This window comes from Xanthomonas sp. NCPPB 3570, assembly GCF_056725115.1.
On record NZ_CM161513.1, the window covers coordinates 2053621 to 2078004 of the forward strand.

At 63.6% G+C, this 24384-nt stretch carries 16 protein-coding genes; 15 read left to right on the forward strand and 1 reads right to left on the reverse strand.

What is annotated here, in order from left to right; all coding sequences use genetic code 11:
• The first annotated feature begins 17 nt into the window (after positions 1–17).
• From panB to AC1PLR_RS09120, 7 genes are all read left to right on the forward strand, one after another.
• Positions 18–836: a 3-methyl-2-oxobutanoate hydroxymethyltransferase gene (gene panB / locus AC1PLR_RS09090; RefSeq protein ID WP_017916971.1), complete on the forward strand. Its 819-nt coding sequence runs from the start codon at positions 18–20 to the stop codon at positions 834–836.
• On the forward strand, positions 833–1672 hold the full coding sequence (panC, locus tag AC1PLR_RS09095; protein ID WP_481103328.1) for a pantoate--beta-alanine ligase: 840 nt from the start codon (positions 833–835) through the stop codon (positions 1670–1672). The genes panB and panC overlap by 4 nt, the downstream gene beginning before the upstream one ends.
• Positions 1673–2008: 336 nt before the next feature.
• Positions 2009–2383, forward strand: coding sequence for an IS110 family transposase (locus tag AC1PLR_RS09100; RefSeq protein WP_481103329.1), 375 nt, complete (start codon positions 2009–2011; stop codon positions 2381–2383).
• Entirely contained in the window at positions 2316–2984 is a 669-nt protein-coding gene (locus AC1PLR_RS09105) for an IS110 family transposase (RefSeq protein ID WP_481103330.1), read from the forward strand. Before AC1PLR_RS09100 ends, AC1PLR_RS09105 begins: the two co-directional genes overlap by 68 nt.
• A gap of 107 nt (positions 2985–3091) precedes the next feature.
• Complete coding sequence (gene panD, locus AC1PLR_RS09110; RefSeq protein WP_019802071.1) at positions 3092–3472, forward strand: aspartate 1-decarboxylase; 381 nt, start codon at positions 3092–3094, stop codon at positions 3470–3472.
• The gene (pgi, locus tag AC1PLR_RS09115) at positions 3469–4983 is read left to right on the forward strand and encodes a glucose-6-phosphate isomerase (RefSeq protein WP_420009998.1); all 1515 of its coding nucleotides are present in this window, start codon (positions 3469–3471) and stop codon (positions 4981–4983) included. The genes panD and pgi overlap by 4 nt, the downstream gene beginning before the upstream one ends.
• A gap of 107 nt (positions 4984–5090) precedes the next feature.
• Complete coding sequence (locus AC1PLR_RS09120; protein WP_481103331.1) at positions 5091–5540, forward strand: hypothetical protein; 450 nt, start codon at positions 5091–5093, stop codon at positions 5538–5540.
• Here the strand turns inward: AC1PLR_RS09120 and AC1PLR_RS09125 are convergent.
• On the reverse strand, positions 5537–6676 hold the full coding sequence (locus AC1PLR_RS09125; protein WP_481098291.1) for a cytochrome-c peroxidase: 1140 nt from the start codon (positions 6674–6676) through the stop codon (positions 5537–5539). The genes AC1PLR_RS09120 and AC1PLR_RS09125 overlap by 4 nt on opposite strands.
• Positions 6677–6702: 26 nt before the next feature.
• Between AC1PLR_RS09125 and AC1PLR_RS09130 the strand changes: the two genes are divergently transcribed.
• The 8 genes from AC1PLR_RS09130 to AC1PLR_RS09165 all read left to right on the forward strand — a co-directional run bounded on the left by AC1PLR_RS09130 (position 6703) and on the right by AC1PLR_RS09165 (position 24383).
• Positions 6703–11637 (forward strand): IPT/TIG domain-containing protein, encoded by a 4935-nt coding sequence (locus AC1PLR_RS09130; protein ID WP_481103332.1) that lies wholly within the window; start codon positions 6703–6705, stop codon positions 11635–11637.
• 63 nt (positions 11638–11700) lie between these two features.
• The gene (locus tag AC1PLR_RS09135) at positions 11701–16926 is read left to right on the forward strand and encodes an RHS repeat-associated core domain-containing protein (protein WP_481103333.1); all 5226 of its coding nucleotides are present in this window, start codon (positions 11701–11703) and stop codon (positions 16924–16926) included.
• Between the two features lie 527 nt (positions 16927–17453).
• On the forward strand, positions 17454–18335 hold the full coding sequence (locus tag AC1PLR_RS09140; protein WP_481103334.1) for a T6SS effector amidase Tae4 family protein: 882 nt from the start codon (positions 17454–17456) through the stop codon (positions 18333–18335).
• A 62-nt stretch (positions 18336–18397) separates the two neighbouring features.
• Entirely contained in the window at positions 18398–18805 is a 408-nt protein-coding gene (locus tag AC1PLR_RS09145; RefSeq protein WP_481103335.1) for a hypothetical protein, read from the forward strand.
• 104 nt (positions 18806–18909) lie between these two features.
• Positions 18910–19971, forward strand: coding sequence for an RHS repeat-associated core domain-containing protein (locus AC1PLR_RS09150; RefSeq protein WP_481103336.1), 1062 nt, complete (start codon positions 18910–18912; stop codon positions 19969–19971).
• 133 nt (positions 19972–20104) lie between these two features.
• Positions 20105–20605, forward strand: a complete 501-nt coding sequence (locus AC1PLR_RS09155; RefSeq protein ID WP_481103337.1) for a hypothetical protein — start codon at positions 20105–20107, stop codon at positions 20603–20605.
• 640 nt (positions 20606–21245) lie between these two features.
• Positions 21246–21692 (forward strand): hypothetical protein, encoded by a 447-nt coding sequence (locus tag AC1PLR_RS09160; RefSeq protein WP_481103338.1) that lies wholly within the window; start codon positions 21246–21248, stop codon positions 21690–21692.
• A 102-nt stretch (positions 21693–21794) separates the two neighbouring features.
• Positions 21795–24383 (forward strand): glycoside hydrolase family 3 protein, encoded by a 2589-nt coding sequence (locus AC1PLR_RS09165; protein ID WP_481103339.1) that lies wholly within the window; start codon positions 21795–21797, stop codon positions 24381–24383.
• The last annotated feature ends 1 nt before the right edge of the window (position 24384 follow it).

Sequence of the window (24384 nt, forward strand, 5' to 3'; positions counted from 1 at the left end):
CCGCCGCACATGAGCTTATGAGCAGCCACGCCGACAGCAAGCCCTGGACCGTTCCCGCCCTGGCCGAGGCCAAGCGCCGCCAGCAGAAGCTGGTGATGCTGACCGCCTACGACGCCGGCTTCGCGCGGACCTTCGACGCCAACGGGGTGGACCTGATCCTGATCGGCGATTCGCTGGGCATGGTGGTGCAAGGCCATGATTCGACCCTGCCGGTGAGCGTGGACGACATCGCCTACCACACCGCCGCGGTGGCGCGGGTGCTGCAACGCGCGCTGCTGGTGGCCGACCTGCCGTTCCAGTCCGATGCCACCCCTGAGCGTGCGCTGGACGCGTCGACCCGGCTGCTGCAGGCCGGTGCGGAGATGGTCAAGCTGGAGGGCGCGGGGCACAAGCTGGAGGTGATCCGCTTCCTCAGCGAACGCGACATCCCGGTGTGCTCGCACCTGGGCCTGACCCCGCAGTCGGTGCTGACCTTCGGCGGCTACAAGATCCAGGGCCGCGAAGAGGCTGCCGCGGCCAAACTGCTCGCCGACGCCAAGGCGGTCGCCGCGGCCGGCGCCGCGCTGCTGGTACTGGAATGCGTGCCGTCGCCGCTGGCCGCGCGCATCACCGCCGAGATCGACATCCCCACCATCGGCATCGGCGCCGGTCCGGACTGCGACGGCCAGGTGCTGGTGATGCACGACTTCCTCGGCCTGGACAGCGGCCACCGCCGACCGCGCTTCGTCAAGGATTTCCTGGCCGAAGGCGGCTCCATCGCCGGTGCCGCCCGCGCCTACGCCGACGCGGTCCGCGCCGGCACCTTCCCCGACGCCGAACACGCCTACGCCAAATGATCGAGACCATCACCGACCTGGCACGACTGCGCGCCACCGTCTCCGGCTGGAAGCGGCAGGGCCTGCGCGTGGCCTTCGTGCCGACCATGGGCAACCTGCATGCCGGGCATTTCTCGCTGGTGATGCTGGCGCGGCAGTACGCCGACCGCGTGGTCTCCAGCGTCTTCGTCAATCCGACCCAGTTCGGCCCGAACGAGGATTTCACCCGCTACCCGCGCACGCCCGAGGCCGACACCAGCGGCCTGGAAGGCGCCGGCTGCGACGTGCTGTGGCTGCCGACGGTGGAGAGCATGTATCCGCTGGGCGTGGAGCTGGCGCTGCGCATGCACACCCCGGGCGTCAGCGAAGTGCTGGAGGGCGCTTGCCGGCCCGGCCATTTCGACGGCGTCTGCACCGTGGTCGCGCGCCTGTTCAACCAGGTGCAGCCGGACCTGGCGGCGTTCGGCAAGAAGGACTACCAGCAACTGGCGGTGATCCGGCAGATGGTCGCCGACCTGGCGTTCCCGATCGAGATCCTCGGCGGCAGCATCGTGCGCGAGGCCGACGGCCTGGCGATGAGCTCGCGCAACCAGTACCTGTCGGCGGAGGAGCGGCCGCGCGCGGCGCAGATCCACCGCACCCTGCGGGCGATGCGCGACGGTCACCTGGCTGGGCGCCCGCGCGCCGAGGTGGAGGCGGAGGCGACCGCGCAACTGCAGGCGGCTGGCTTCGAGGTCGACTACAGCGTGCTGCGCACGCCCGACCTGAGCGAGCCGCAGGACGCCACCGGCCCGCGCGTGGCGCTGATCGCCGCTCGGTTGGGCCGCACCCGGCTGATCGACAACCTGGAATTCTGAGCGCGGCAGGCCCAGGGCCGTTGCCATGTAGGAGCGGCTTCAGCCGCGACGGGCTTTACCGAGAACGCCCGGTCGCGGCTGAAGCCGCTCCTTGTATCTGGACATGTCGCCCCTAGACAGGCGTCATGTCTTCCGACTGATCATCGGAGGAGGTGTGGGAGGTCCAGTCGCTCCTAAAGCTTCGAGCTTGCATCGTAGATCGGCTCCGCCCTCCACATGCTGGCCCTTGTGTGTCCGAACGGTATCCAGAGTCCGCCCCCGGGCGTGAACTCGCATCGACAAGGCAGGACCGGGCTCAGCGCCGATCATGACCCTGACACGATGGAGGAATCGCGTATGTCTCCCGTCATCGGCATCGACGTCGCCAAACGCAGTTTCGATGTGGCCATCGATCTGACCAATGGCAAGCACCGTACCAAGGCCAAGTTGTCCAACGATGCCAAGGGCTTCCAGGCCCTGCAGGCATGGCTGCAGACGCATGCGCAGCCCGATAGCTGGATCGCCATGGAGGCCACCGGCACCTACCACCAGGCGCTGGCCGAGTTCCTCCACGCACGCGGCTATCGGGTGTGCGTGCTCAACCCGGCGCAGACGGCCGCGTACGCGCGCAGCCAACTCAGCCGGGTCAAGACCGATCGCAGCGATGCCAAGCAAGCTGATCGCCAGTTATGCCCTGCGTCACCGCGAGCAGTTACGCCGTTGGCACCCTGATCCGCCGGCGCTCAAGCAGCTCAAAGCGCTGGTGCGCCGGCGCCAAGATCTGCAACAGATGCTGCAGATGGAGCGCAACCGGCTGGACGTCGCTCCGGCTCAGGTGAAGGACTCGATCCAGGTCCATCTGGCCGATCTGCAACACCACATCGCCCAGATCGAGCAGGCCATCGATGACCATATCGACCAGGATCCGACCTTGCGTGGGCAGCGCGAGCTGCTGGTGAGCATCCAGGGCATTGCCGACACCAGCGCGGCCTTGATGCTGGCCGAGCTTGGCGATGTGAGGCGCTTCGCCGATGCCTCGGCGGTGACCGCCTTCGCGGGCCTGAATCCGTGCCTGCAGGAGTCGGGCGACCGCAAAGGCCACGTCTGCATCTCGCGCACCGGCTCGCCCCGCCTGCGCGCGGGCCTGTTCATGCCGGCCCTAGTGGCCATGACCCACAACCCGATCATCCGGACGCTGAAACAGCGGCTGAGCGAACGCGGCAAAGCCGGCAAGCAGATCGTGTGCGCCGCTATGCGCAAGCTCCTGCACCTGGCCTACGGGGTTCTCAAATCGGGCACCGCGTTCGATCCGAAAAGGGGCCTTGCCTGCTAGGGGGTAAGACGGTATCTACGGTGCTGGATGCGAGGCGGCCCGGTCACCACCGCCACCTAACCCTCGGCTGCTAAACTGCGCGTCTTTCCTGACCGCAGTCCCGTGCCATGCAACTGAGCCTGTTGAAGACCAAGATCCACCGCGCCACCGTCACCCATTCCGAGCTGAACTACGAAGGCTCGATCGCCATCGACGGGCTGCTGCTGGACGCGACCGGCATCCGCGAGTTCGAGCAGGTGCACATCTGGGACGTCACCAACGGCGCGCGGTTCAGCACCTATGCGATCCGTGCCGACGAGGGCAGCGGCATCATCTCGCTCAACGGCGGCGCCGCGCGCCACGTGCAGGTCGGCGACCTGATCATCATCGCCGCCTTCGCCGGCATGAGCGAAGAGGAAGCCGCGCGCTTCCAGCCGACCCTGGTCTACGTGGACGGCAACAACCAGATCACCCACACCAACCACAGCATCCCAAAGCAGGCCGCATGACACAGTCCACCGGTTTCGACGCACTGCATTCCCACGCCCAGCGCTTGCGCGGGGCGCGCCTTCCCGACCTGCTGGCGGCCGAACCCGGCCGTGCCGAGACGTTGGCGCTGCAGGTCGGACCGCTGTACTTCAATTTCGCGCGGCAGAAGTACGACCGCGCCGCGCTCGACGCGCTGCTGGCGCTGGCCGCCGACCACGACCTGGCCGGCGCCTTCCAGCGCCTGTTCCGTGGCGAGACGGTCAACGTCACCGAAGGCCGCGCCGCGTTGCACACCGCGCTGCGCGGTGACCTCACCGACGCGCCGGTGGCCAGCCAGGCCCACGCCAGCGCACGCGAGGTGCAACAGCGCATGCGCGCGCTGATCGACGCTCTGGCGCAGACCGAGGTCACCGACATCGTCAGCGTCGGCATCGGCGGCTCCGATCTCGGCCCGCGCCTGGTCGCCGACGCGCTGCGTCCGGTCGCCGGCGCGCGCTTCCGCGTGCACTTCGTCTCCAACGTGGACGGCGCGGCGATGCAGCGCACCCTGGCCACGCTGGACCCGGCGCGCACCGCCGGCGTGCTGATCTCCAAGACCTTCGGCACCCAGGAAACCCTGCTCAACGGCCAGATCCTGCGCGACTGGCTGGGCGGCAGCGAGCGCCTGTACGCGGTCAGCGCCAATCCCGAACGCGCCGCCAAGGCCTTCGATATCGCCGCCGGCCGCGTGCTGCCGATGTGGGACTGGGTCGGTGGGCGCTACTCGCTTTGGTCGGCGGTGGGCTTCCCGATCGCGCTGGCGATCGGCGCCGATGCCTTCGAACAATTGCTGGAGGGCGCGGCGCAGTTCGACGCGCACGCCCTGAACGCGCCGCTGGAGCGCAACGTGGCCGTGCTGCATGGCCTGACCACGCTGTGGAACCGCAACCTGCTCGGCTACGCGACGCAGGCGGTGATGACCTACGACCAGCGCCTGGCGCTGCTGCCGGCCTACCTGCAGCAGCTGGTGATGGAGAGCCTGGGCAAGCGCGTGCGCCTGGACGGCAGCCCGGTCGAGGCCGACACCGTGCCGGTGTGGTGGGGCGGTGCTGGCACCGACGTGCAGCACAGCTTCTTCCAGGCGCTGCATCAGGGCACCAGCATCGTGCCGGCCGACTTCATCGGCTGCATCCGCAACGACGATCCGTACACCGTCAACCACCAGGCGCTGCTGGCCAACCTGCTGGCGCAGACCGAAGCGCTGGCGAACGGGCAGGGCAGCGACGACCCGGCGCGCGACTACCCGGGCGGCCGCCCGAGCACGCTGATCCTGCTCGACGCGCTGACCCCGCAGGCGCTGGGCGCGCTGATCGCCATGTACGAGCACAGCGTGTACGTGCAGTCGGTGGTCTGGGGCATCAACGCCTTCGACCAGTTCGGCGTCGAACTGGGCAAGCAACTGGCCAGCCAGCTGCTGCCGGCGCTGCAGGGCCAGTCCACCGAGATCGCCGACCCGGTGACGCGCGCGGTGCTGGCGCGCTTGCAGGGCTGAGCGAAGCGGAGCGCACGGGGGCTGTTTGCTCCCGTGCGTCCGCGAGGAACGATGCGGTCTGCGCGCGTGCATCGCAATGGCGGCCGCCGATCAGGGAGGAAACAGGGATGATGAACGCGAAAAGGATGGTGTGTTGGATGGTGCTGCCGGCGCTGTTGGGCTTGGGGGCGTGCCAGCGACAAGCGCCTGAGCGCAATCCGGCCGAGGTGGCGGAACCGCTGCACATCGTCGAGGTCCGGATCGGCGCGATGCGCGACGGAAGGCCCGTGCCGCAGACCAGCGATGCGCCGATCCTGGTCAACGTCGCCCTGCGCGGCACTGCCCAGGGACAGGTCCTGAAAGCACGCTTGCTGGATCTGCGCGACGGTCGCCAGGTCGGGCTGGTGGAGCGTGCCATGACCCGCTCCGATCAGGTCCAGTCGCTGCGTTTCGACAATGCGGCCGGCTGGCCGCCGGGGCGTTACATGCTGGAGGTGACGCTCGATGGCAAGCTCGCCTCGCAGCAGGACGTCGACGTGATGGGTCCAGCCAACAGCGCGCCTGGCGCCGGCTCCTAGCGCGGCGCCGCGTCCGCGCTGGACAGCGCCTGCAGGAACAGCACCAGCTTGTGCTTTTCCTCCGCGGTCAGGCTGATCGGCCGATTGCGGGCGAGGTTGCGATAGTAGACCTCGTGTTCCACCGCCGCCGGCAGATCGGCGATGCTGCCGTCATGCATGTAGGGCGCGGTATCGGCTACCGTCCGTAGCGACGGGGTGCGGAAGGCGCCCAGATCCTGCGGCGCGCGCGTCACCGCAAAGCGGCCCAGTTCCGCCACGCGCACGTCCGAGAGGATGGAGTCGCCCAGGCTCCTGCCTTCGCGGTTGTGCCGCTCGAGCACGTCGAGCAGCGCGGCGACGTTGCCGGCGACCTGATTGAAGCCGATGCCGGCGTGATGGAAGCGCTGATCGCTCGTGGTCGCGGGCGTGCCGTCCAGCCGGTGGCAATCGATGCAGCCGGCCTTGCCGGAAAACAGCACCAATCCCTCGCGTTCGTCCTCGCTCAGCGATGCTTGTGCGCCACGCGTCCGGTAGGTCTCGTAGCGCGTCGGCGGTGCGGGCAACGCGCGGATGTAGGCGGCGAGCGCGGCGGCCACGACCTGGATGTCGCCGCCGTCCTTGTCGGCGGCTGCGTGCAACAGCGACGCGTAGCGCGGGTCGCGGGCGAGGTGGGCCAGCACGGCCTGCCGATCGGGCAGGCCCATCTCGCGCGGGTTGGTCAATGGTTGCAGGACCGCGTCTTCCAGCGTCGCTGCGCGCCCATCCCAGAAAAAGTGCGTCATGAAGCGGCTGTCGAGCAGGCTGGGCGCGTTGCGTGTGCCGCGCTGGCCGCCTGTCCCGGTGGACACCGCGGCACCGTCGGTGTAGGCCAACTCGGCGCGATGGCAGCTTGCGCAACTGGTCTTCCCGTCCGCGCTGAGCCGCGTGTCGTGGAACAGCGCCTGGCCCAGCGTGATGCGCGCCGCCGCTGTGTCGTGCTCGCCACCACCACACCCGGTCAGCACCAGGACGAGGGCGGCCGACCACAGGCGCATGCAGATGACAATGTGATGACGCCAATTCCTTGGCATGACGCTGTTGACTCCTGTCCCCACTGTCGGATATCTATATCCAGGCTGAATGCACGAAGCAAGGTCAGCATACGGACAGCCGGCCATCGTGGCCAGTCTTCAGGGATGAGAGCATGGAACGTCGCGGCGCAGGGATGGGCTCGGTCGTGGGTTTGCTGAAGCGGGCAGCGCAGGCGCCCGCGCGCGGTTGGCGGCACCTCGTGGTCAGAACGGTGGCGGTCTTGTTGCTGACCCTCCTGGCCTGCACGTCTGGCGCCACCTCCTATGTTTATGACGCGCAAGGGCGTCTGGTCGCGGTCAGCAACGACGCCGGTGCCAGTGCCCGCTATCGCTACGACACGATGGGCAATATCGTCGCCGTCGAACGCGTCTCCAGCGGAACCCTCGCGGTGCTGGGCTTCAGTCCGGCGCGCGGTGCGGCGGGCGATCGCGTGCTGATCCAGGGGCAGGGATTTTCCACCACTGCCTCCTCCAACAGCGTGACCTTCAACGGACAGGCAGCGACGGTGCTGGCCGCCAGCGCACGCGAGTTGACGGTGCTGGTGCCCGCCACTGCCAGTACCGGCACGATCTCCGTGGCCGTGGCCGGGCAGAGCGCAAGCAGTGCGCAGCAGTTCCTGGTCGATGCCAACCTGCGTCAGCCGACCATCACGGGCGTATCGCCGTTGATCGCCAGCGCAGGGACGGCGATCACCGTCGATGGACAGAACCTGGCGCCGGTCGCCGGGCAGACTGCGGTGAAGCTGGATCGCAAGACCGCGGTGCTGTCGAGCGCCACCGGCACGCGTCTGGTCTTTCCGGTGCCGGGCAGGAGCGGCAGCGGTCCGGTGACCGTGACCACGCCTTACGGCAGCGCCACGAGCAGCCAGGATGTACTGGTGGTGCCGAGCAGTGTGTCGTCCGTCGGCATCGCCAGCGTCACGCGGCTAACCCTGGATGCCGCCGCCGTCGACGTCGCGGTCGCCAATACGGGTGGGTCTGCCGCGGTCCTGTTCACCGGCATGGCCGGCGATTACCTCAGCGCTCAGTTCCAGTCGCTGGGGTCCACGACGCTGAACTACCTGGTGTTCGGCACCGATAACGTGGAGATCGCCAGTGGACTGGTGAATGCGAACCAGCCCACCCTGCATCTGCCGCGATTGAAGGTGGGCGGCACCTATCTGTTGCTGCTGACACCGAGCACCTCTTCCGCCAGTTGGAAGATGGCAGTGGAGCATGCCGGAGTGCTTGCGTTGGACGGCGCCGAAACCAGCGTCGCCACGTCGCTCGCCGCGCAATCGAAGCGCTACACCTTTCTTGCCCAGGCCGGAAGCAGGCTGGGCCTGGCGGTGGCCGAGCAGACGCCGGCCGGCAGCGGCTGGGGAACCGCCTTGGTGCAGGTCTTCGACGCCGACGGCGTCAATCTGGGCTATCAGTACTGCAACCAGGCCAACAACGGCTGCGCACTCAACATCGCCGCGCCCAGGACCGGCGTGTATCAGGTGTTGCTGACGCCCGGCACCAGCGGTGCACGCACGCTGCGCCTGAATCTGTTGCTGTCCTCGGATCTATTGCAGGCATTGCCGAAAGACCAGGACGTGCTGGCCGAAACGTCGCGTCGAGGACAGAACCTGCGTCTGTCGTTCGATGCCGTGGCCGGTGATGCCTTTGCGTTGCAGGTGGCCGCCCAGACCACCGTGCCCGCTGGCCGTGATGTGTACTACCGCGTTTACGCGCCTGATGGCACCAGTGTTGCCTCGATGGCCGTGCGCGCCGCAGGCACCACCTATGTGACGGCGAAGACCAGCGGCACCTATCAGGTACTGGTGGATCCCGGGTTCGGAGAAACCGTGCGGTTGCATATGCGGCTCAGCACCGGAAACGCGGGGAGTGGCGGTGGTGGGCTCGATGGCGCCACCAGCGCATTCGCCACGCAATTGCCGGGCGACAGCGTGTACTTCACTTTCTCCGCGACCGCCGGGCAGAGCCTGGGACTCGGCATCAGCGAATTGCAGTCCAACGAAAGCGGCCCGCTCAACCTCACCATCTATGGCCCTGCAGGCGCGCCGATGGCCGGTGCCGCCTGCGAGGTGGCCAACGACGGATGTGATGTGAATCTGCCGCAACTGGCGGCAGGTCGTTACGGCGTACTGGTCGCCCCTGCCACGACGACGCAGACGATGCGCTTCAAGGCGACCCTGTCCACCGACCTGGCGCTTTCCTTGACGCGGGATGCGGTCAGCCAGCTCAGCATCGGCCGGCGCGGGCAGAACGCGGCGCTGTCGTTCCAGGCAGGTGCCGGCGACGCACTGGCAGTGCAGGTGTCGGAGCAGACCACGACGCCGGCCAACGGCACGGTCTACTACCGGGTGTACCAGCCCGATGGCACGGCCTTGTCGTCGATGGCGGTCTCCGGTTCGGGCACCCTGACGATGAACACACCTGTCGCCGGGACTTACCGACTGTTCGTCGATCCGCGCCATGGCGCCACCGTGTCCGCCAAGGCGCTGGTGACCACCGGGAGCGCGGGCGGGCTGCAACTGGATGGCAGCAGCGGCGTGTACAGCGCCGCCGCCGGTCAAAGCGCGTTCTTCAGTTTCAGCGCAGCGGCCTCGCAGAATCTGGGATTGGGCATCGGCGATCTGAACCTGAGCAGCGGGACTTATGTCAACGTCAAGATCGCCAATCCCAACGGCTCCACGCTCACGACCGCGACCTGCTATGCCGCCAGTGGCTGCGCCTTCAATCTGCTCAACCTCGCCGCGGGCAACTATGGGGTGACCGTGAGTCCGCAATCCGGCTCCCAGAGCATCGCGTTCAAGGCGACCCTGTCCACGGAGGTCGCCGGCTTCCTGCAGAAAGATGCGTCGAGTTCCGTGGACATCTCGCGCTATGCCCAGAACGCGCGCCTGACGTTCACCGGGACCGTCGGCGAGAGCCTGGCCTTGCTCGCCGCCGACGTCGTTACCAAGCCGGCAGGCCGCGACGTGGTCTATGCGGTGTATCGGCCGAACGGCGCGTTGTGGAAGAACGTGACGGCCAGCGGCAACGTCATTCTGGCCCTGCCCAATCTCCCTGAGACGGGGAGCTATCGGGTGTTCGTCGATCCGGCGGGCGGCGCGTTGTGGTCGGCCCGCTTGAAACTCTCCACGGGCCAGGACGGCAATGTCGAACTGGACGGCGCAGGTGGCAGCTATCAGACGCCTGCAGGCCAGGGCGTACATTTCTCCATCGACACCCAGGCCGGCCAGAATCTGGGGCTGGGGATCACCGACATTGCGGTGAGTTCGGGCAATTACTTCAATATCGCCGTCTACAGCCCGAACGGTACGACCTTGTACAGCGGCAGCTGCTACGTCCAGGATGGCTGTTCGTTGCCGCTGAGGAACACCTTGGCGGGACGCTACAGCGTGGTGGCGACACCGGCCTCGGCGAGCCAGACGATCCAGTTCCGCGCCGTGCTGTCGTCCGAATTGCTGGATCAGCTGACCCGCGATCAGCCCTTGCATCTGGCGCTGGCCCGATATGGGCAGAATGCGCGGTTGCGCTTCCAGGCGCAGGCGGGCGAGTCGTTGATGCTGCTGGTCGCGGCGCAGACGACACTACCCGCCGGTCGCGATGTGGTGTATCGCGTGCTACGGCCGGATGGTGCTGTCTGGAAGGCGGCGACCATCAAGGTGGGCGATGGCATCAATCTGATCAGTATCCCGACGTCTGGCGAGTATGCAATCCAGGTCGAGAGCAGGACCGGAAGCCCCCTGGAATCGGACATCACCCTTTCCTCCGGAATCTCGCTGCCGATCGATGGCCCTCCGTCGCATGTGGTGACCCGCTTGCCGGCGCAATACAAGCACTTCTCCTTCATCGCCAGTCAGGGCCAGAACCTGGGACTGGGCATCAGCGGCATTCAGATCGTGGGCGCAGGGTGGCAGCGCGTCGTTGCGTCCGTCTACAAGGCGGATGGCAGCACGCTGGCGAGCGGATACTGTGACGTGGAGCGCGGCGGCTGCGATTTCGATCTCGTCAACCTCGCTGCAGGCAAGTACGCAGTACTGATCACTCAAGAAGAGGAGCAGGCAGCAACGTACGACGTGACGCTTTCCAGCGATCTCACCTTGAACCTGCAGCGCGACACGCCGCTGGCCGTCTCCGTCGCCAGACGCGGGCAGAACGCCCGGTTGAGCTTCCAGGGGCAGGCGGGCGACAAACTTGCCGTGCTGGTGCAGAACCAGGCGACCACGCCCGCGGATGGCACCAGCTATTACAGCGTCTACCAGCCGAATGGCACCCTGCTCACGTCCGGATCGACGCGTACCGGTACTGCGATCGGCCTGGGCAGCCTGCCGACGACCGGCCAGTACAGCGTGGTGGTCGATCCGCAGTATGGGCAGACGATCGACACCACGGTCGCCTTGTCCACCGGCACGTCAGTGGCAGTGGACAGCAGTCGTACGTTCGCTGCGGGTCCGCCTGGCGCGGGCATTTTCTTCTGGTTCGATGCGCAGGCCGGGCAGAAGCTCGATTTCGGACTCGATCAGATCGCACTATCAGGCAACGGCTACGCTTGGGTCTATGCGACGTTCTATCGTCCGGATGGCAGCAAGGTCTTCTCCAACACGAATTGCTTCCGTGCCTACGGCTGCGGATTCTCCATCGACGCCGCACAAGCCGGACGCTACGGCGTCGTGGTCGTTCCTTCGTCGGAAGACCAGAGTTTCGCTCTGACCGCCTCGGTATCCAGCACCGTCGTTGGCACCTTGGCGTGGGATGTCCCGCAATCGATCGCCCTGGACAGGCACGGCAAGACCGCCACGCTGTCTTTCAGCGGCACGGCAGGGCAGGGCGTGCTGCTGCGGGTGGTCAATCAGACGACCACGCCGGTCAGCCGGCCGGTGACCTATGCGCTGTACCGGCCGGACGGGCAGTTCTACAGATCGTTCAGCGCAAGCACCGGCAGCAGCGACCTGAGTTTCCCGGCGCTGCCGACGAGCGGCACCTATCGATTGCGGATCGTGCCCGAGGACGGTGTCACCGCGGCGATGGACATCACTTTGGACAGTACGCCCTAGAACACCGACGCGATTCCAACGAACGGACGCAGATCGGCGGCAGGCATGGAGCGGAGCGAGCATATGACGTGGTTCAACAGCGCATGGAAAAGCGTGATCCTGGGTGGGGTACTGGGCGCGCTGGCGTCGACGGCCGCCTCCCAACAGCTGGTCTGGTCGACGGCGGCCATGCCGGCTGTCGGAATCGGCACGGTTCCTGCGGTGGTTGGGCAGTGGCATGCGACTACATTGGCCGATGGCAGCGAGCTGGCGCTGGCGCCCGACGGGCGTTTTCTGCGCCATCGCGTGCCCGGTCGGCGTGCGCGCGAGATCGCGCTGCCATCGGCGCGCATCGACGCCAGCGTCACCTTGCTGCCGAGCGGGCACGTGCTGGTCTGGGGAGGGCGCGATACCAGGGGCCGACTGCAGGACGGCGGCGCGTGGTTCGATCCCGCGAGCCTTTCCGTGCAGCCCGCGACGGGACTGAGCCTGCGCGCGCGCTATGGACACACCGCCACGGTGCTGACCGATGGCCGCCTCCTGCTCGCCGGTGGCACCGGCGATGGCGCCGGCGCGCAGGTGTGGGACGAAGCCAGCGATCGGGCGATCACCCTGCCTGCGGATCTGCCGGGTGGCGGCAACGCAACCTCGCGCCTGCTTGCCGATGGCCGTGTGGCGTTGCCGGCGTCTCGGAGCGCCCAGCGCATCGCCAGCGATGCGGTGTTCGATCCGCTCGCGGGGGCGTTTCTTCCGTATCCGGCCAGCATCGCGGAGCAGCCAGGCGCGCCGCGGCTCGCCGGCAGCGTGCCGGTGCAGGGGGCAGCGGGCGTCGCGCCGACCGCGCGGCTCGCGCTGCGCTTCTCGCGTCCGCTGCACATGCCCACGTTGTCCGCGCGCACCGTCACCCTGGTCGGTCCGGAGGGGCGCGTCGCGGTGCGCATCGCGCCGGTGGAGCAGGGCCGTCTGCTGTTCGTGCAGCCGCGTCAGGCCTTGTTCCCGGATTCCCGTTATACCTTGATGGTCGAGGGGGCGCGTGCCGCATCGGGCGATGCCGTTCCGCTGATCGCCCTGGATTTCCGCACCACCGCCTACGACAGCAACGGAAATCCGGTGGCGCATGCAACGGCCACGCCGACACAAGCAGGCGCTGCACCCAGCATGCAGATGACCGGTGCAGGCACGTCGGCACCCTGTGCCAATGACGGTGTGCCGTGCCGCGCGCACGGCCTGTTGGTGGACGGCGTCTGGTACCCGGGACAGGACAATACCGACAGCCGCTGGCGCATCTATGGCGCCTCGCAACAGCCGGAACATAACGAGCGCATTGCGCGGATCGCCGCGACCTTCCATGTGACGATGGTGCGCGGGCGTGTGGTGCGGGTGGACCAGCAACCCGTGGCCGGGGTCGAGGTCAGTATCGGCAAGGAGCGCGCGCTTACCGACAAGGACGGCTGGTTCACCCTGTTCGATGTGCCGGCGGGGCACCAGGAACTCTACGTCGACGGCAGCACCGCCAGCACGGCCGGCGCCGAATATGGTCAATTCGTCGTCGGCACCGAAGTCGCCGCCGGCCGATTAAACGAACTCGGCTATCTGCTGCATCTGCCACGCATCGCAGCGCGCGACAAGATCCGGATCCCGTCGCCGACCGTCCAGGACATGGTCGTTGGCCACCCGGATATTCCCGGCCTGCAACTGCGCATTCCCAAGGGCACCATCGTGCTGGATCGCAAGGGCCGCCTGGTGACCGAACTGGCGATCGTGCCGACGCCGGTCAATCGGGCGCCGTTCCCGGTCACCGAAAACCATCCGATGGCGTTCACGGTCGAGCCGGGCGGCGCGCAGATCCGCGGACTCGACCCCGGCGCCAACAACGGCATCCAGGTCTACTACCCCAACTACGACGGCTACGCCGCGGGTACCCAGGCCAATTTCTGGATGTACGACCCGCGCGATGGCTGGCGCGTCTACGGCAAGGGCACCGTTTCGGCCGACGGCAAGCATTTCGTTCCCGAGCCTGGCGTGGCCTTGCACCAGACCATGGGCGGCATGTACAGCGTGCCCAGCAACGACCCGCCCAGCGAGGCCGGGTTGCCGCCGGATGGGCATTGTTGCGGCACCCCCGGCAGCGGCGGCGTCGCCAATGCGGCCGATCCCATCGACCTGAAGACCGGCGAATTCGTCCATTCGGAAACCGACCTGCAGATCGCGGACGTGACGGCGCTGAGCCTCTCGCGCAGCTACCGCCCCCACGACCTGAAGCAGCGTGAGTTCGGCATCGGCACCGCGTCCAACTGGGGCTACTACCTCCACAACCCGGGCGGCACCTACGATTCGCTCGATCTGGTGCTGCCGACCGGCGCCTATATCCGCTTCGATCGGGCCTCCGGTTCCGGCCCGCGTGGCGAGTGGCGCCAAGCCGGTTCGACCACACAGTATGCGGGCGCCGTGCTGCAGTCGGTCTACGATCCGGACCCGTTGCAGCCGTGGGGCCGCGGCTTCCGCATCACCCTGCGCGACGGCAGCCGCATGCAGTTCTCCAGCTACATGGACACCCGCCTGCGCTGGCTGGAAGACCGCTATGGCAACCGCACCACGCTGCTCTACGATGCCGGCTTGGTCGCGCGCATCGTCTCGCCCAGCGGGCGCTACATTGGTCTGGAGTACGACACCCGCAATCGCGTTGCAGCGGCGACCGACAACGCTGGCAACCGTTGGACCTATGCCTACGACAGCAATGGGTTGCTCGCCACGGTGGGATATCCGGATGGCGGCAGCAAGACATACGCGTATCAGACCAGGACCCAGAACAACGCGCTGGCGCAGCACCGGATGCAGTCCATCACCGACGCCCGCGGCAAGCGCGTTCTGCTCAACGAGTTCGAGGTTGTCAACGGTGTTTCCACGGGCAGGGTAATCAAGCAGACCCAGGCCGACGGCGGCGTCTTCGTCATCGACTATGCGCATGTCGACGGCGGCAGTACCGGCGTGCTCGTCACCAGTCCCGACGGCAGCAAGCGCCGCGTCGTGTTCGACGGCAACAGTGCCTACCCGAAGACCGACATCCTGGCCTACGGCACCGACAAGCAACAGACCTACACCTTCGAGCGCAACGCCTACGGGCAGATCACCGCCAGTATCGATCCGCTCGGCCGTCGCACCGAGTATCGCTACGACGCGGGCGGGCGACCGCTGCAGGTCACACTGCTGGCGGGCACCACCCAGGCGCGCGTGTCCAGCCTCAGCTACAACAGCGACGGCGACCTGCAATCGGCGATGGATCCGTTGGGGCGGGTCACGCGGCTGGACTACGGCGCCAACCGCTGCCTGACCGCGGTCACCGACCCTGGCGGCCGCACGGCGCGCTTCGCCTGCGATGGCGCGGGCCTGCCGTTGAGTGCGACCAATGCGATCGGCCAGACGATCGCTTTCCAGTACGCTGGCTACGATCTGGCCGGCATGGTCGATCCGTTGGGGCGTAGCACGCGCTTCCAGTACGACGGCTTGGGGCGAGTGACCGGCAGCCGCGACGACCAGGGCAACGTCACGCGCCAGGAATACGATGCGCTGGGCCGGGTCAGCAAGGCCTACGATGCCGCCGGCAATGTGACCGAATTCGGCTACGACAAGAATGGCAACGTCGTGGCTGTCCTGCTGCCGCACGGCAACGGCATCACCTATACCTACGACGAGCGCAACCGTCCGCTGACCCGTACCGACGCGCTGGGCCAGTCCGAGACCTGGACCTACGACACCATGGACCGTGTCGCCAGCTACACCGATCGCAAGAGCCAGAAAAAGACCTTCACCTACGACGTGCTCGGGCGCCTGTCGGTGGTCACCGAGGCCGACGGGCGCACCCAGACCTTCACCTACGACGCCGGTAACCGCCGTGTCGCGCTGGTCGATTCAGCAGCGGGAACCCTGAGCTGGGAATACGACCTGTTCGACCAGGTCATCAAGGCCATCACACCGCAAGGCAACATCGTCTACGAATACGACGCCGCGGGCCGCCGTACCAAGATGATCGCGGCCAACCAGGCGGCACTGGAATACCGCTACGACAACGTCGACCGCTTGCGCACCCTGCTGCAGGGGAGCGAGACAGTGGCGTTCGATTACGACGCCGCCGATCGCCTCACCGAGACCACGCTGCCTAACGGAGTCAAGACCGGGTATGCCTACAACACCGCCAACCAGACCACTGGCATCGCCTGGCTCAAGCCGGACGGCACGGCCCTGGGCGAGATCGGCTACGGCTACGACCAGGTCGGCCGCCTGGTGGCGCAGACCGGCAGCTTCGCGCCGCAGGCGCTGCCGGCGGCCCGCAGCGGCAGCTTCGACGACAACAACCGGCAAACCCATGCCGATGGACAGGCGCTCAGCTACGACGCCAACGGGAACCTGGTCTCCGACGGCGTGCGCACCTACGTCTGGAACGCACGCGACCAATTGGTCGAGATCAAACAGGGAACGGCAAGCATCGCCAGCTTCGGCTACGACCCGCTGGGCCGAAGAGTGAGCAAGACCGAAGGCGGACAGACGATCAGCTATCTGTACGACGGGCTGGATGCCGTCCAGGAAACCCAGGGCGGTACCGTCAACCCGATCCTGACCGGGCTTGGCATCGACGAACGTTATGCGCGGAACGAAGCCAGCGGACGTGCGTACTTCCTGAGCGATGCGCTTGGCAGCACGCGTGCACTTACCAATGCCAGCGGTTCCTTGATCCAGCGCTACGACTACACTCCTTACGGACAGACCAGCCAGGCCAACACAGGAACCAGCAATCCCTATCAATATACCGGGCGGGAGCGCGATGCGAGTGGGCTTTATTACTATCGGGCGCGGTACTATCGGCCGGAATTGGCGAGATTTATTAGTGAAGATCCAATTGGGCTAGAGGGCGGTGCTAATCCTTATGCCTATGTTGCGGCTGATCCATTGTCTAATGTGGATCCAATGGGATTGGCTCCTGATCCATTGCTTGGATATAAACCAGCATATGGGCCTATCATTTTCAAAACACCTACGAAGCCTATTGGTTGGGTGGAAAGAATGATTTCATCCCTTATTATTGGAAAGCTTAGTCTTGGAACCACATCTGTGAATAAGTTTGGCAAGCTGGTGCCGAAACCATCTACCCTTTTGGGGAGGGCATCCGTTTACATCATGCTAATGGAGCCATATGATGCGGGGTGTGCTGAATTAGACTGTGATAGAGATGGGGTTGCCGACTTTATGCAAAGAGAAAATCCCAATATGTGCCTTGAGCCCGGCTCTGGTATGTCAATGATTTCGGTGAGGTGATGAGAAAACTTCTTAGCGCTCTGATATTTGTCGTTGTTTTTCTGGGGGGCGTGTTACTTCTGTGGGCGTTACCCAAGCCGTACTCGAATTTCTATATTTTTTTCGGATTTTTATGGTTCTATCTTTCATCTAAAATTGTTGCTCACATTGGAGCTTGGCTTGGTTGGACAGAGCCAAAGCGTTCCCGCGATTAGGCTCTATGTTATGGAAGCCCTGAACAAGCCGCCGCTCCAAGCGTCGTGACCTGGTGCGGCTGATTGACTGGCAAATGGATGCACTTACTTGCCCTCATCCCATAATTTTGCTTTGGAGGTATAGCACGACTATTGTGGTTTGATGATTTTGAGGGTGCTTTTATTAAGTTAGCTAAATAAAAAAGCCACGGGCACCACCCTGCGACGCCAACGGCAACGTTCTTTCCGACTGCGCGCGCACCTACGTCTGGAACGCGCGACCAGTTGTTTCCAGAAATCAGATAGGGCGCGGCAAGCATCGCCAGCTTCGGCTATGACCCGCTTGGCCGAAGAGTGAGCAAGACCGAAGGCGGACAGACGATCAGTTATCTGTACGACGGGTTGGATGCGGTGCAGGAGACGCAGGGCAACACGGTCAACCCGATCCTGACCGGGCTTGGGATCGATGAGCGCTATGCGCGTAATGAAGCCAGCGGACGTGCCTACTTCCTGACAGACGCCCTTGGCAGCACGCGCGCACTTACCAACGCCAGTGGTTCCTTGATCCAGCGCTACGACTACACTCCTTACGGACAGATCAGCCAGGCCAACACAGGAACCAGCAATCCCTATCAATATACCGGGCGGGAGCGCGATGCGAGTGGGCTTTATTACTATCGGGCGCGGTATTACTCCCCAGATTTAGGGAGATTCTCTAGCGAAGACTGGATTGGACTGGCTGGAGGGATAAATCTGTATGCTTATGTAAATGGTGATCCTCTTTCTTTGATCGATCCTCTCGGGTTCGCTGGCCAGCCAGGTAAAAAAAGTTTCCCTAGCTTTAAAGATCTCTGGCTTAACTACCCAAAAGCGCAGAACGGCAGGCCAGCCCATCCCAGTGTTGACCCATATCCAAATCAGTGTGCTATAAGGCTGGGAAGTGCAGCCCAGAGAGCAGGGATGGATCTTTCTAGTTATCCAAAAATAAACAGAACGACAGATGGTTTTCCTAGATCGGCAAAAAATTTTGCTGATTGGTTAATACAGAATTATGGTCGTCCGGAGGTTATCTCAAATCAAGACTTTGAAAAGCGAGAGAATTGGTATAGAGCAAAGGAAATTATTTATCAGCCAGGTGAATCCGGGCAGGCTGATCATATAGATCTTTTTATGGGTGGTTATATTGGGTCTGGTTACTATAGGGGCGTGGAAGTATGGTACTGGCACATAGATTGATTTTTTGCTATCTGTTTTTTTGTGTTTCATTGCAATATGCGCATGCCACGTCGGTGGAGAACGTGTTGAAGTGCCTGTCAAGAAAAAGCGAATGGGTTTTTTCGGAGGTAAAGCTTGAATCACTGCCTGAGAAAAGTCCTGAAGGATTCTCGCCTATCTATGGCATTAGAATTTATGGCAATCAGGTCTGGGTTTCAACCTATAATTCAGACTATTTTAAGGTAAGCCTATTGAGGCGCAGTAGTGATATATTTGAGTTGACAGGATTGCGTTTTTTATATAGTCCTTCTTACTTCAAAGGGGATGGTTTTTCCGCGCTTGTTAAAAATTATGAGAAAGGAAAATTTAAGTTTGAAATTTCTGCGGGTGACGTGTGTGATGGGAAGGGGTTTAAGCTGAACTCGTACAGGCGGCTTGATAGGGATGGGTGGGTTGATGATGGTTTTATTATTTTTAATGGGCGCGATTGATGATGGTTTTTCTGAGTATCTTTGCGATTAAAAGGGGCGCATAAAGAGCGCATCATGCGGATTCATCTTTTCTAGCGGTAAGGCTATGACTAGGTCGGCGCCTGGTGGCGCAGATCGGCAGCTTCGCTCCGCAGGCGCTGCCGGCGTCCTGCAGCGGCAGCTTCGACGACAACAACCGGCAAACCCAGGCCGATGGACAGGCGCTCAGCTACGACGCCAACGGGAACCTGGTCTCCGACGGCGTGCGCACCTACGCCTGGAACCCACGCGACCAATTGGTCGAGATCAAACAGGGAACGACAAGCATCGCCAGCTTCGGCTACGACCCGCTGGGCCGAAGAGTAAGCAAGACCGAAGGCGGGCAGACGATCAGCTATCTGTACGACGGGCTGGACGCCGTCCAGGAAACCCAGGGCGGCGCCGTCAACCCGATCCTGACCGGGCTGGGCATCGACGAGCGCTATGCGCGGAACGAAGCCAGCGGACGTGCGTATTTCCTGAGCGATGCGCTTGGCAGCACGCGTGCACTTACCAATGCCAGCGGTTCCTTGATCCAGCGCTATGACTACCCCCCTTACGGACAGACCAGTCAAGCCAGCGCAGGGACCACCAACCCGTATCAGTACACGGGTCGGGAGCGGGATGGGAGTGGGCTTTATTACTACCGTGCACGGTATTACCAGCCGGGTATGGGGCGATTTGCTAGTGAGGATCCGATCGGATTGAGTGGCGGAGCCAATGTGTACGCTTATGTCGGTGGTAACCCCATGTCTTATATCGATCCTTATGGGCTATGGGCCTGGGGCGATGAGCTTCCGCAGGGGCTAGTAGACTTTTCGGCTGGGATGGGTGATACGTTATCATTCGGGCTGACAAATTCCGTGCGCGATATGATGGGAACCAATGGGGCTGTTAATCAGTGCTCGGGGCAATACAGTGCCGGTGAATGGAGCGGGATTGGTGTGAGTTTGACTTTTGGCGGCGCTCATCTGGGAAGAAATGCAGTTAACCAAGGGGCAAAAGGTCTCGAGAGGCTGATTTTCGATAAAAGAACTTGGGGTAGCGTGCAGCGTACTTGGAGTAGAAGCGTGGGAGGTTATCGTGGACGTTTTGAGCTGCATCATTGGTTCACTCCCCGATCTGCTGGTGGGTCGAATGCCGGTTGAATTACTTGCCTGTCTCTGGGCGACTAAATAACCTCATGTCGAATGGTGGGATTGCGTACAATATTTTTAAATTTGCCACGTTGGGAATTTATGGCGCTATTCCAACGGCGATGACGAATGGGTGCGAGTGCAAATGAAGATTATGATGCGAGGCAGGAATCTATCTATATCTATTTCTTTTCTTGTTTTGGCTGGCGTATGTATTTTTGCTGGCTATAGAATTTGGTTGCTTTTTTCTGCGTTGAGTTTTTTTTACTTCCTGTCCAGCTTCTCTCTTCAAGTAAATATTCGCAGATCCTCTGAGGTCAATGACTTTGGAAGGCTGGGTGATTATAATGTTGATGATGAGTTGTGTTATGGAATGTACATATGTTTAAATTCAAATCCTATTTTTATTGATATAAGGAGGGATGATTTTTTGCGCCAGCGTGAAAAATATGCAAAATATTTATATGAAAATAGTGGCAATTTAGAGGGAAATTTGAACAAATTCATTGCGATAAATCCTGATTTTTCATCAAGATATATAAACTCATTAGGGTTGCATTCCTTGGAGATGCCTGAGAAACAGGCTGAGGTCTTCTGGGATCCAGAAGGCTATTCTAAAATACAAGACTTGGAGTTTTTCAAATAAATCTTGACGGATTTTTGGTTTTTGTCATGGATTGTTATTTGCGATGAGTTGGAGTTGCGAAATTTACAGCAATGGTGTTTTGAGCCGCCAAGGTTTTTTGGGGGGCATCAACTCTTGAGAGGCGATTCTATAAATTGAGCTGTTTAACTGCTCATTGACACGCTGCCGGCTCCCACCGGTGAGGGTTGCTACAGAATAGGGGCTAAAAAGCTCCGTTTGGGGGATATACGGTACTCCAGCCACCATGGCTATCAATAGTGGTTGCGGCTGCGGAGGATAGGTGTATGAAAATTGATGTTAGAATAAAGCAATCAGAAGTTCGTGTTCGTAGTGGCATTAAGCTTGCTTTTTTTTATCGCCGTCACGGCGTCTGTTGCTTGGATTATGGATGTTTTATGGTTGGCAAAAATTATTATTTGTTTTGCCTTGTTTTTCTTTGTTGTTACATTATTTGAATATTGGAATGCCTGGCGACTTAAGAGGAAGCTGTAATATTTATTAATCGACAGCACCAACAGACAGCTTCAACGACAACCAGTGCCAGACCCAGGCCGATGGCCAGACGCTCAGTTACGACACCAACGGCAACCTGCTCTCCGATGGCGTACTGACCTACGTCTGGAACGCGCGCGACCAGTTGGTGGAGATCAAACAGGGAACGGCGAGAATCGCCAGTTTTGGCTATGACCCGCTTGGTCGAAGAGTGAGCAAGACCGAAGGCGGGCAGACGATCAGCTATCTGTACGATGGGCTGGATGCGGTGCAGGAAACCCAGGGCGGCGCTGTCGACCCGATCCTGACCGGGCTTGGGATCGATGAGCACGATCTGCGTCGTCAGGCCGATGGACTTGCGCGCTCCCTGAGCAACGCGCTTGGCACTCGGCAATCTCTATGGGCGTGGCTCTGCATTTGCGCAGGGCGCTGTATCGACTCTATTGCAGTGCAGCAAATCTCCTTTCGCAACGCTGCCGAGCGTCTTAGTGAAAGCCGAGCAGACGCCAGCCGCCACAAGCGACGCCGGTATTCCATCGCTATAGCGTCAGTCGATATCCGTGCGGCATCGGGGCATACCTCGCGCCGCGGTTGACAGGCTTGGGGCGATTCGGGAAGCGTAGGCGCCGGCCGCACCTCGGCGTGGCCGGTCCGGCCGCGACATGGCAGGCGTTCGCCGTTCCTGGGAGGGAGTCTCTTGCACACACAGACCGCTGGCGCGCGCGCGCCGCTTCGCACGGCGCTGGCCGCGGCCGCCGCTTTGGGCCTGCTGGCACTGGCCGCCGCGGTTCCCGGTCGCTCCGTGCCGGTCGCACCTGCGGCCGCACCGCCGCCGCCGATCCATCCGGACCGGTGGCCGTCGCCGGCCTGGCCATTGAAGGAGGATCCGGCGCTGGAGGCGCGCATCACCAAGCTGATGGCGCAGATGTCGGTGGAGCAGAAGGTCGGGCAGACCGTGCAGGGCGACATCGGCAGCATGACCCCGGAGGACGTTCGCAAATACCACATCGGCTCGGTGCTGGCCGGCGGCAATTCCGATCCGGGCGGCAAGTACGACGCCAGCCCGGCGCAGTGGCTGGCGCTGGCCGATGCCTACTACGCGGCGTCGATGCAGACCGACGGCGCCGGCCCTGCGATCCCGATCATCTTCGGCATCGACGCGGTGCACGGGCAGAGCAACATCGTCGGCGCCACGCTGTTCCCGCACAACATCGGCCTGGGCGCGACCCGCGACCCGGAGCTGATGCGCAAGATCGGCGAGATCACCGCCGCCGAGACCCGCACCACCGGCATGGAGTGGACCTTCGCCCCGACCGTGGCGGTGCCGCAGGATGATCGCTGGGGCCGTACCTACGAAGGCTATTCGGAGTCGCCCGAGGTGGTGGCCAGCTACGCCGGCAAGGTGGTCGAGGGGCTGCAGGGCGTGCCCGGCACGCCGGGGTTCCTGGACGGGTCGCACGTGATCTCCTCGGTCAAGCACTTCCTCGGCGACGGCGGCACCACCGACGGCAAGGACCAGGGCGATACCCGGATCAGCGAGCAGCAACTGCGCGACATCCACGGCGCCGGCTATCCGCCGGCGATCGCCGCGGGGGCGCAAACGGTGATGGCCTCGTTCAACAGCGTCAACGGGGTCAAGATGCACGGCAATCAGGTCATGCTGACCGACGTGCTGAAGGGGCAGATGCATTTCGGTGGCTTCGTGGTCGGCGACTGGAACGGCCATGCCCAGATCCCGGGCTGCCGCAAGGACGATTGCCCGGCCGCGTTCAACGCCGGCGTCGACATGCTGATGGCGCCGGACAGCTGGAAAGGCGTGTACGAGAACGCGCTGAAGGCGGTGAAGTCGGGCGAGATCCCGATGGCGCGGCTGGACGATGCGGTGCGGCGCATCCTGCGGGTCAAGCTGCGCCTGGGCCTGTTCGAGGCCGGCAAGCCGTCGCAGCGTCCGCTCGGCGGCAAGTTCGCATTGCTCGGCGCGCCCGAACACCGCGCGGTGGCGCGGCAGGCGGTGCGCGAATCGCTGGTGCTGCTGAAGAACCAGGGGCAACTGTTGCCGCTGAAGCCGCAGCTCAAGCTGCTGGTCGCCGGCGACGGCGCCAACGACATGGGCAAGCAGGCCGGCGGCTGGACCCTCAACTGGCAGGGCACCGGCACCAAGCGCGCCGACTACCCCAATGGCACCACCATCTGGGAGGGCCTGCAGCAGCAGGTCGGCGCCGCCGGCGGCAGCGCCGAACTGGCGGTGGACGGCAAGTTCACCACCAAGCCGGACGTGGCGGTGGTGGTGTTCGGCGAGCATCCCTACGCCGAATTCCAGGGCGACATCGCCACGCTGCTGTACAAGCCCGGCGACGACAGCGACCTGGAACTCATCAAGTCGCTCAAGGCCCAGGGCATCCCGGTGGTGGCGGTGTTCCTGAGCGGGCGGCCGCTGTGGGTGAACCGCGAGATCAACGCCGCCGACGCCTTCGTCGCGGCCTGGTTGCCGGGCTCCGAAGGCGCCGGCATCGCCGACGTGCTGCTGCGCAAGCCGGACGGCAGCGTGCAGTCCGACTTCCACGGCAAGTTGAGCTTCTCCTGGCCGCGCACCGCGGTGCAGTTCGCCAACAACGTCGGGCAGAAGAACTACAACCCGCAGTTCGCCTTCGGCTACGGCCTCACCTACGAAGACAAGGGCGATCTGAGCCGCCTGTCCGAGGTGTCGGGCGTGTCCGGTGCGCAGGCGGTGGGCGGGGTGTACCTGGACCGCGGCAAGCCGGCAGTGGGCATCAACGTGATCCTGTTCGGCGGCACGCAGGCCAATCTTCCGGCGGCGACCTTCCCGGCGGCGCTGGCCGACGGATCGCTGAAGGTCACCGCGATCGACTACAAGGCGCAGGAGGATGCGCGCCGCTTCGTCTGGTCCGGCAGCGGCAAGTCCGGCTTGGCGCTGGTGTTGCCCAAGCCGCTGGATGTCTCGCGCGAGAGCAATGGCGACGTGCAGCTGATCCTGACGTTGAAGGTGGACGCAGCGTCGAGCGCAGCCGCGCGCATCGGCGTGGCCTGCGGCCACGACTGCGGCGCGCGCGTGGACCTGGGCAAGGCCTTGGCCGCGCTGCCCAAGGGCGAGTGGCGCACGCTGGGCGTGCCGTTGAAGTGCTTCGCGGCGGCCGGCGCCGACCTGACCCGGCTGGAGCGTCTGCCGGAGATCGAGAGCGACGGCGCACTGGACCTGGCGCTGTCGCGGATCGCGCTGGGCAGCAGCAACGAGGCGCAGAGCGTGGTCGACTGCCCGCTGCACTGAG

Coding starts and splice junctions, on each gene's coding strand:
- panB (WP_017916971.1), top strand. CDS start 18: ATGAGCAGCCACGCCGACAGCAAGCCCTGGACCGTTCCCGCCCTGGCC.
- panC (WP_481103328.1), top strand. CDS start 833: ATGATCGAGACCATCACCGACCTGGCACGACTGCGCGCCACCGTCTCC.
- AC1PLR_RS09100 (WP_481103329.1), top strand. CDS start 2,009: ATGTCTCCCGTCATCGGCATCGACGTCGCCAAACGCAGTTTCGATGTG.
- AC1PLR_RS09105 (WP_481103330.1), top strand. CDS start 2,316: ATGCCAAGCAAGCTGATCGCCAGTTATGCCCTGCGTCACCGCGAGCAG.
- panD (WP_019802071.1), top strand. CDS start 3,092: ATGCAACTGAGCCTGTTGAAGACCAAGATCCACCGCGCCACCGTCACC.
- pgi (WP_420009998.1), top strand. CDS start 3,469: ATGACACAGTCCACCGGTTTCGACGCACTGCATTCCCACGCCCAGCGC.
- AC1PLR_RS09120 (WP_481103331.1), top strand. CDS start 5,091: ATGATGAACGCGAAAAGGATGGTGTGTTGGATGGTGCTGCCGGCGCTG.
- AC1PLR_RS09125 (WP_481098291.1), bottom strand. CDS start 6,676: ATGGCCGGCTGTCCGTATGCTGACCTTGCTTCGTGCATTCAGCCTGGA.
- AC1PLR_RS09130 (WP_481103332.1), top strand. CDS start 6,703: ATGGAACGTCGCGGCGCAGGGATGGGCTCGGTCGTGGGTTTGCTGAAG.
- AC1PLR_RS09135 (WP_481103333.1), top strand. CDS start 11,701: ATGACGTGGTTCAACAGCGCATGGAAAAGCGTGATCCTGGGTGGGGTA.
- AC1PLR_RS09155 (WP_481103337.1), top strand. CDS start 20,105: ATGAAGATTATGATGCGAGGCAGGAATCTATCTATATCTATTTCTTTT.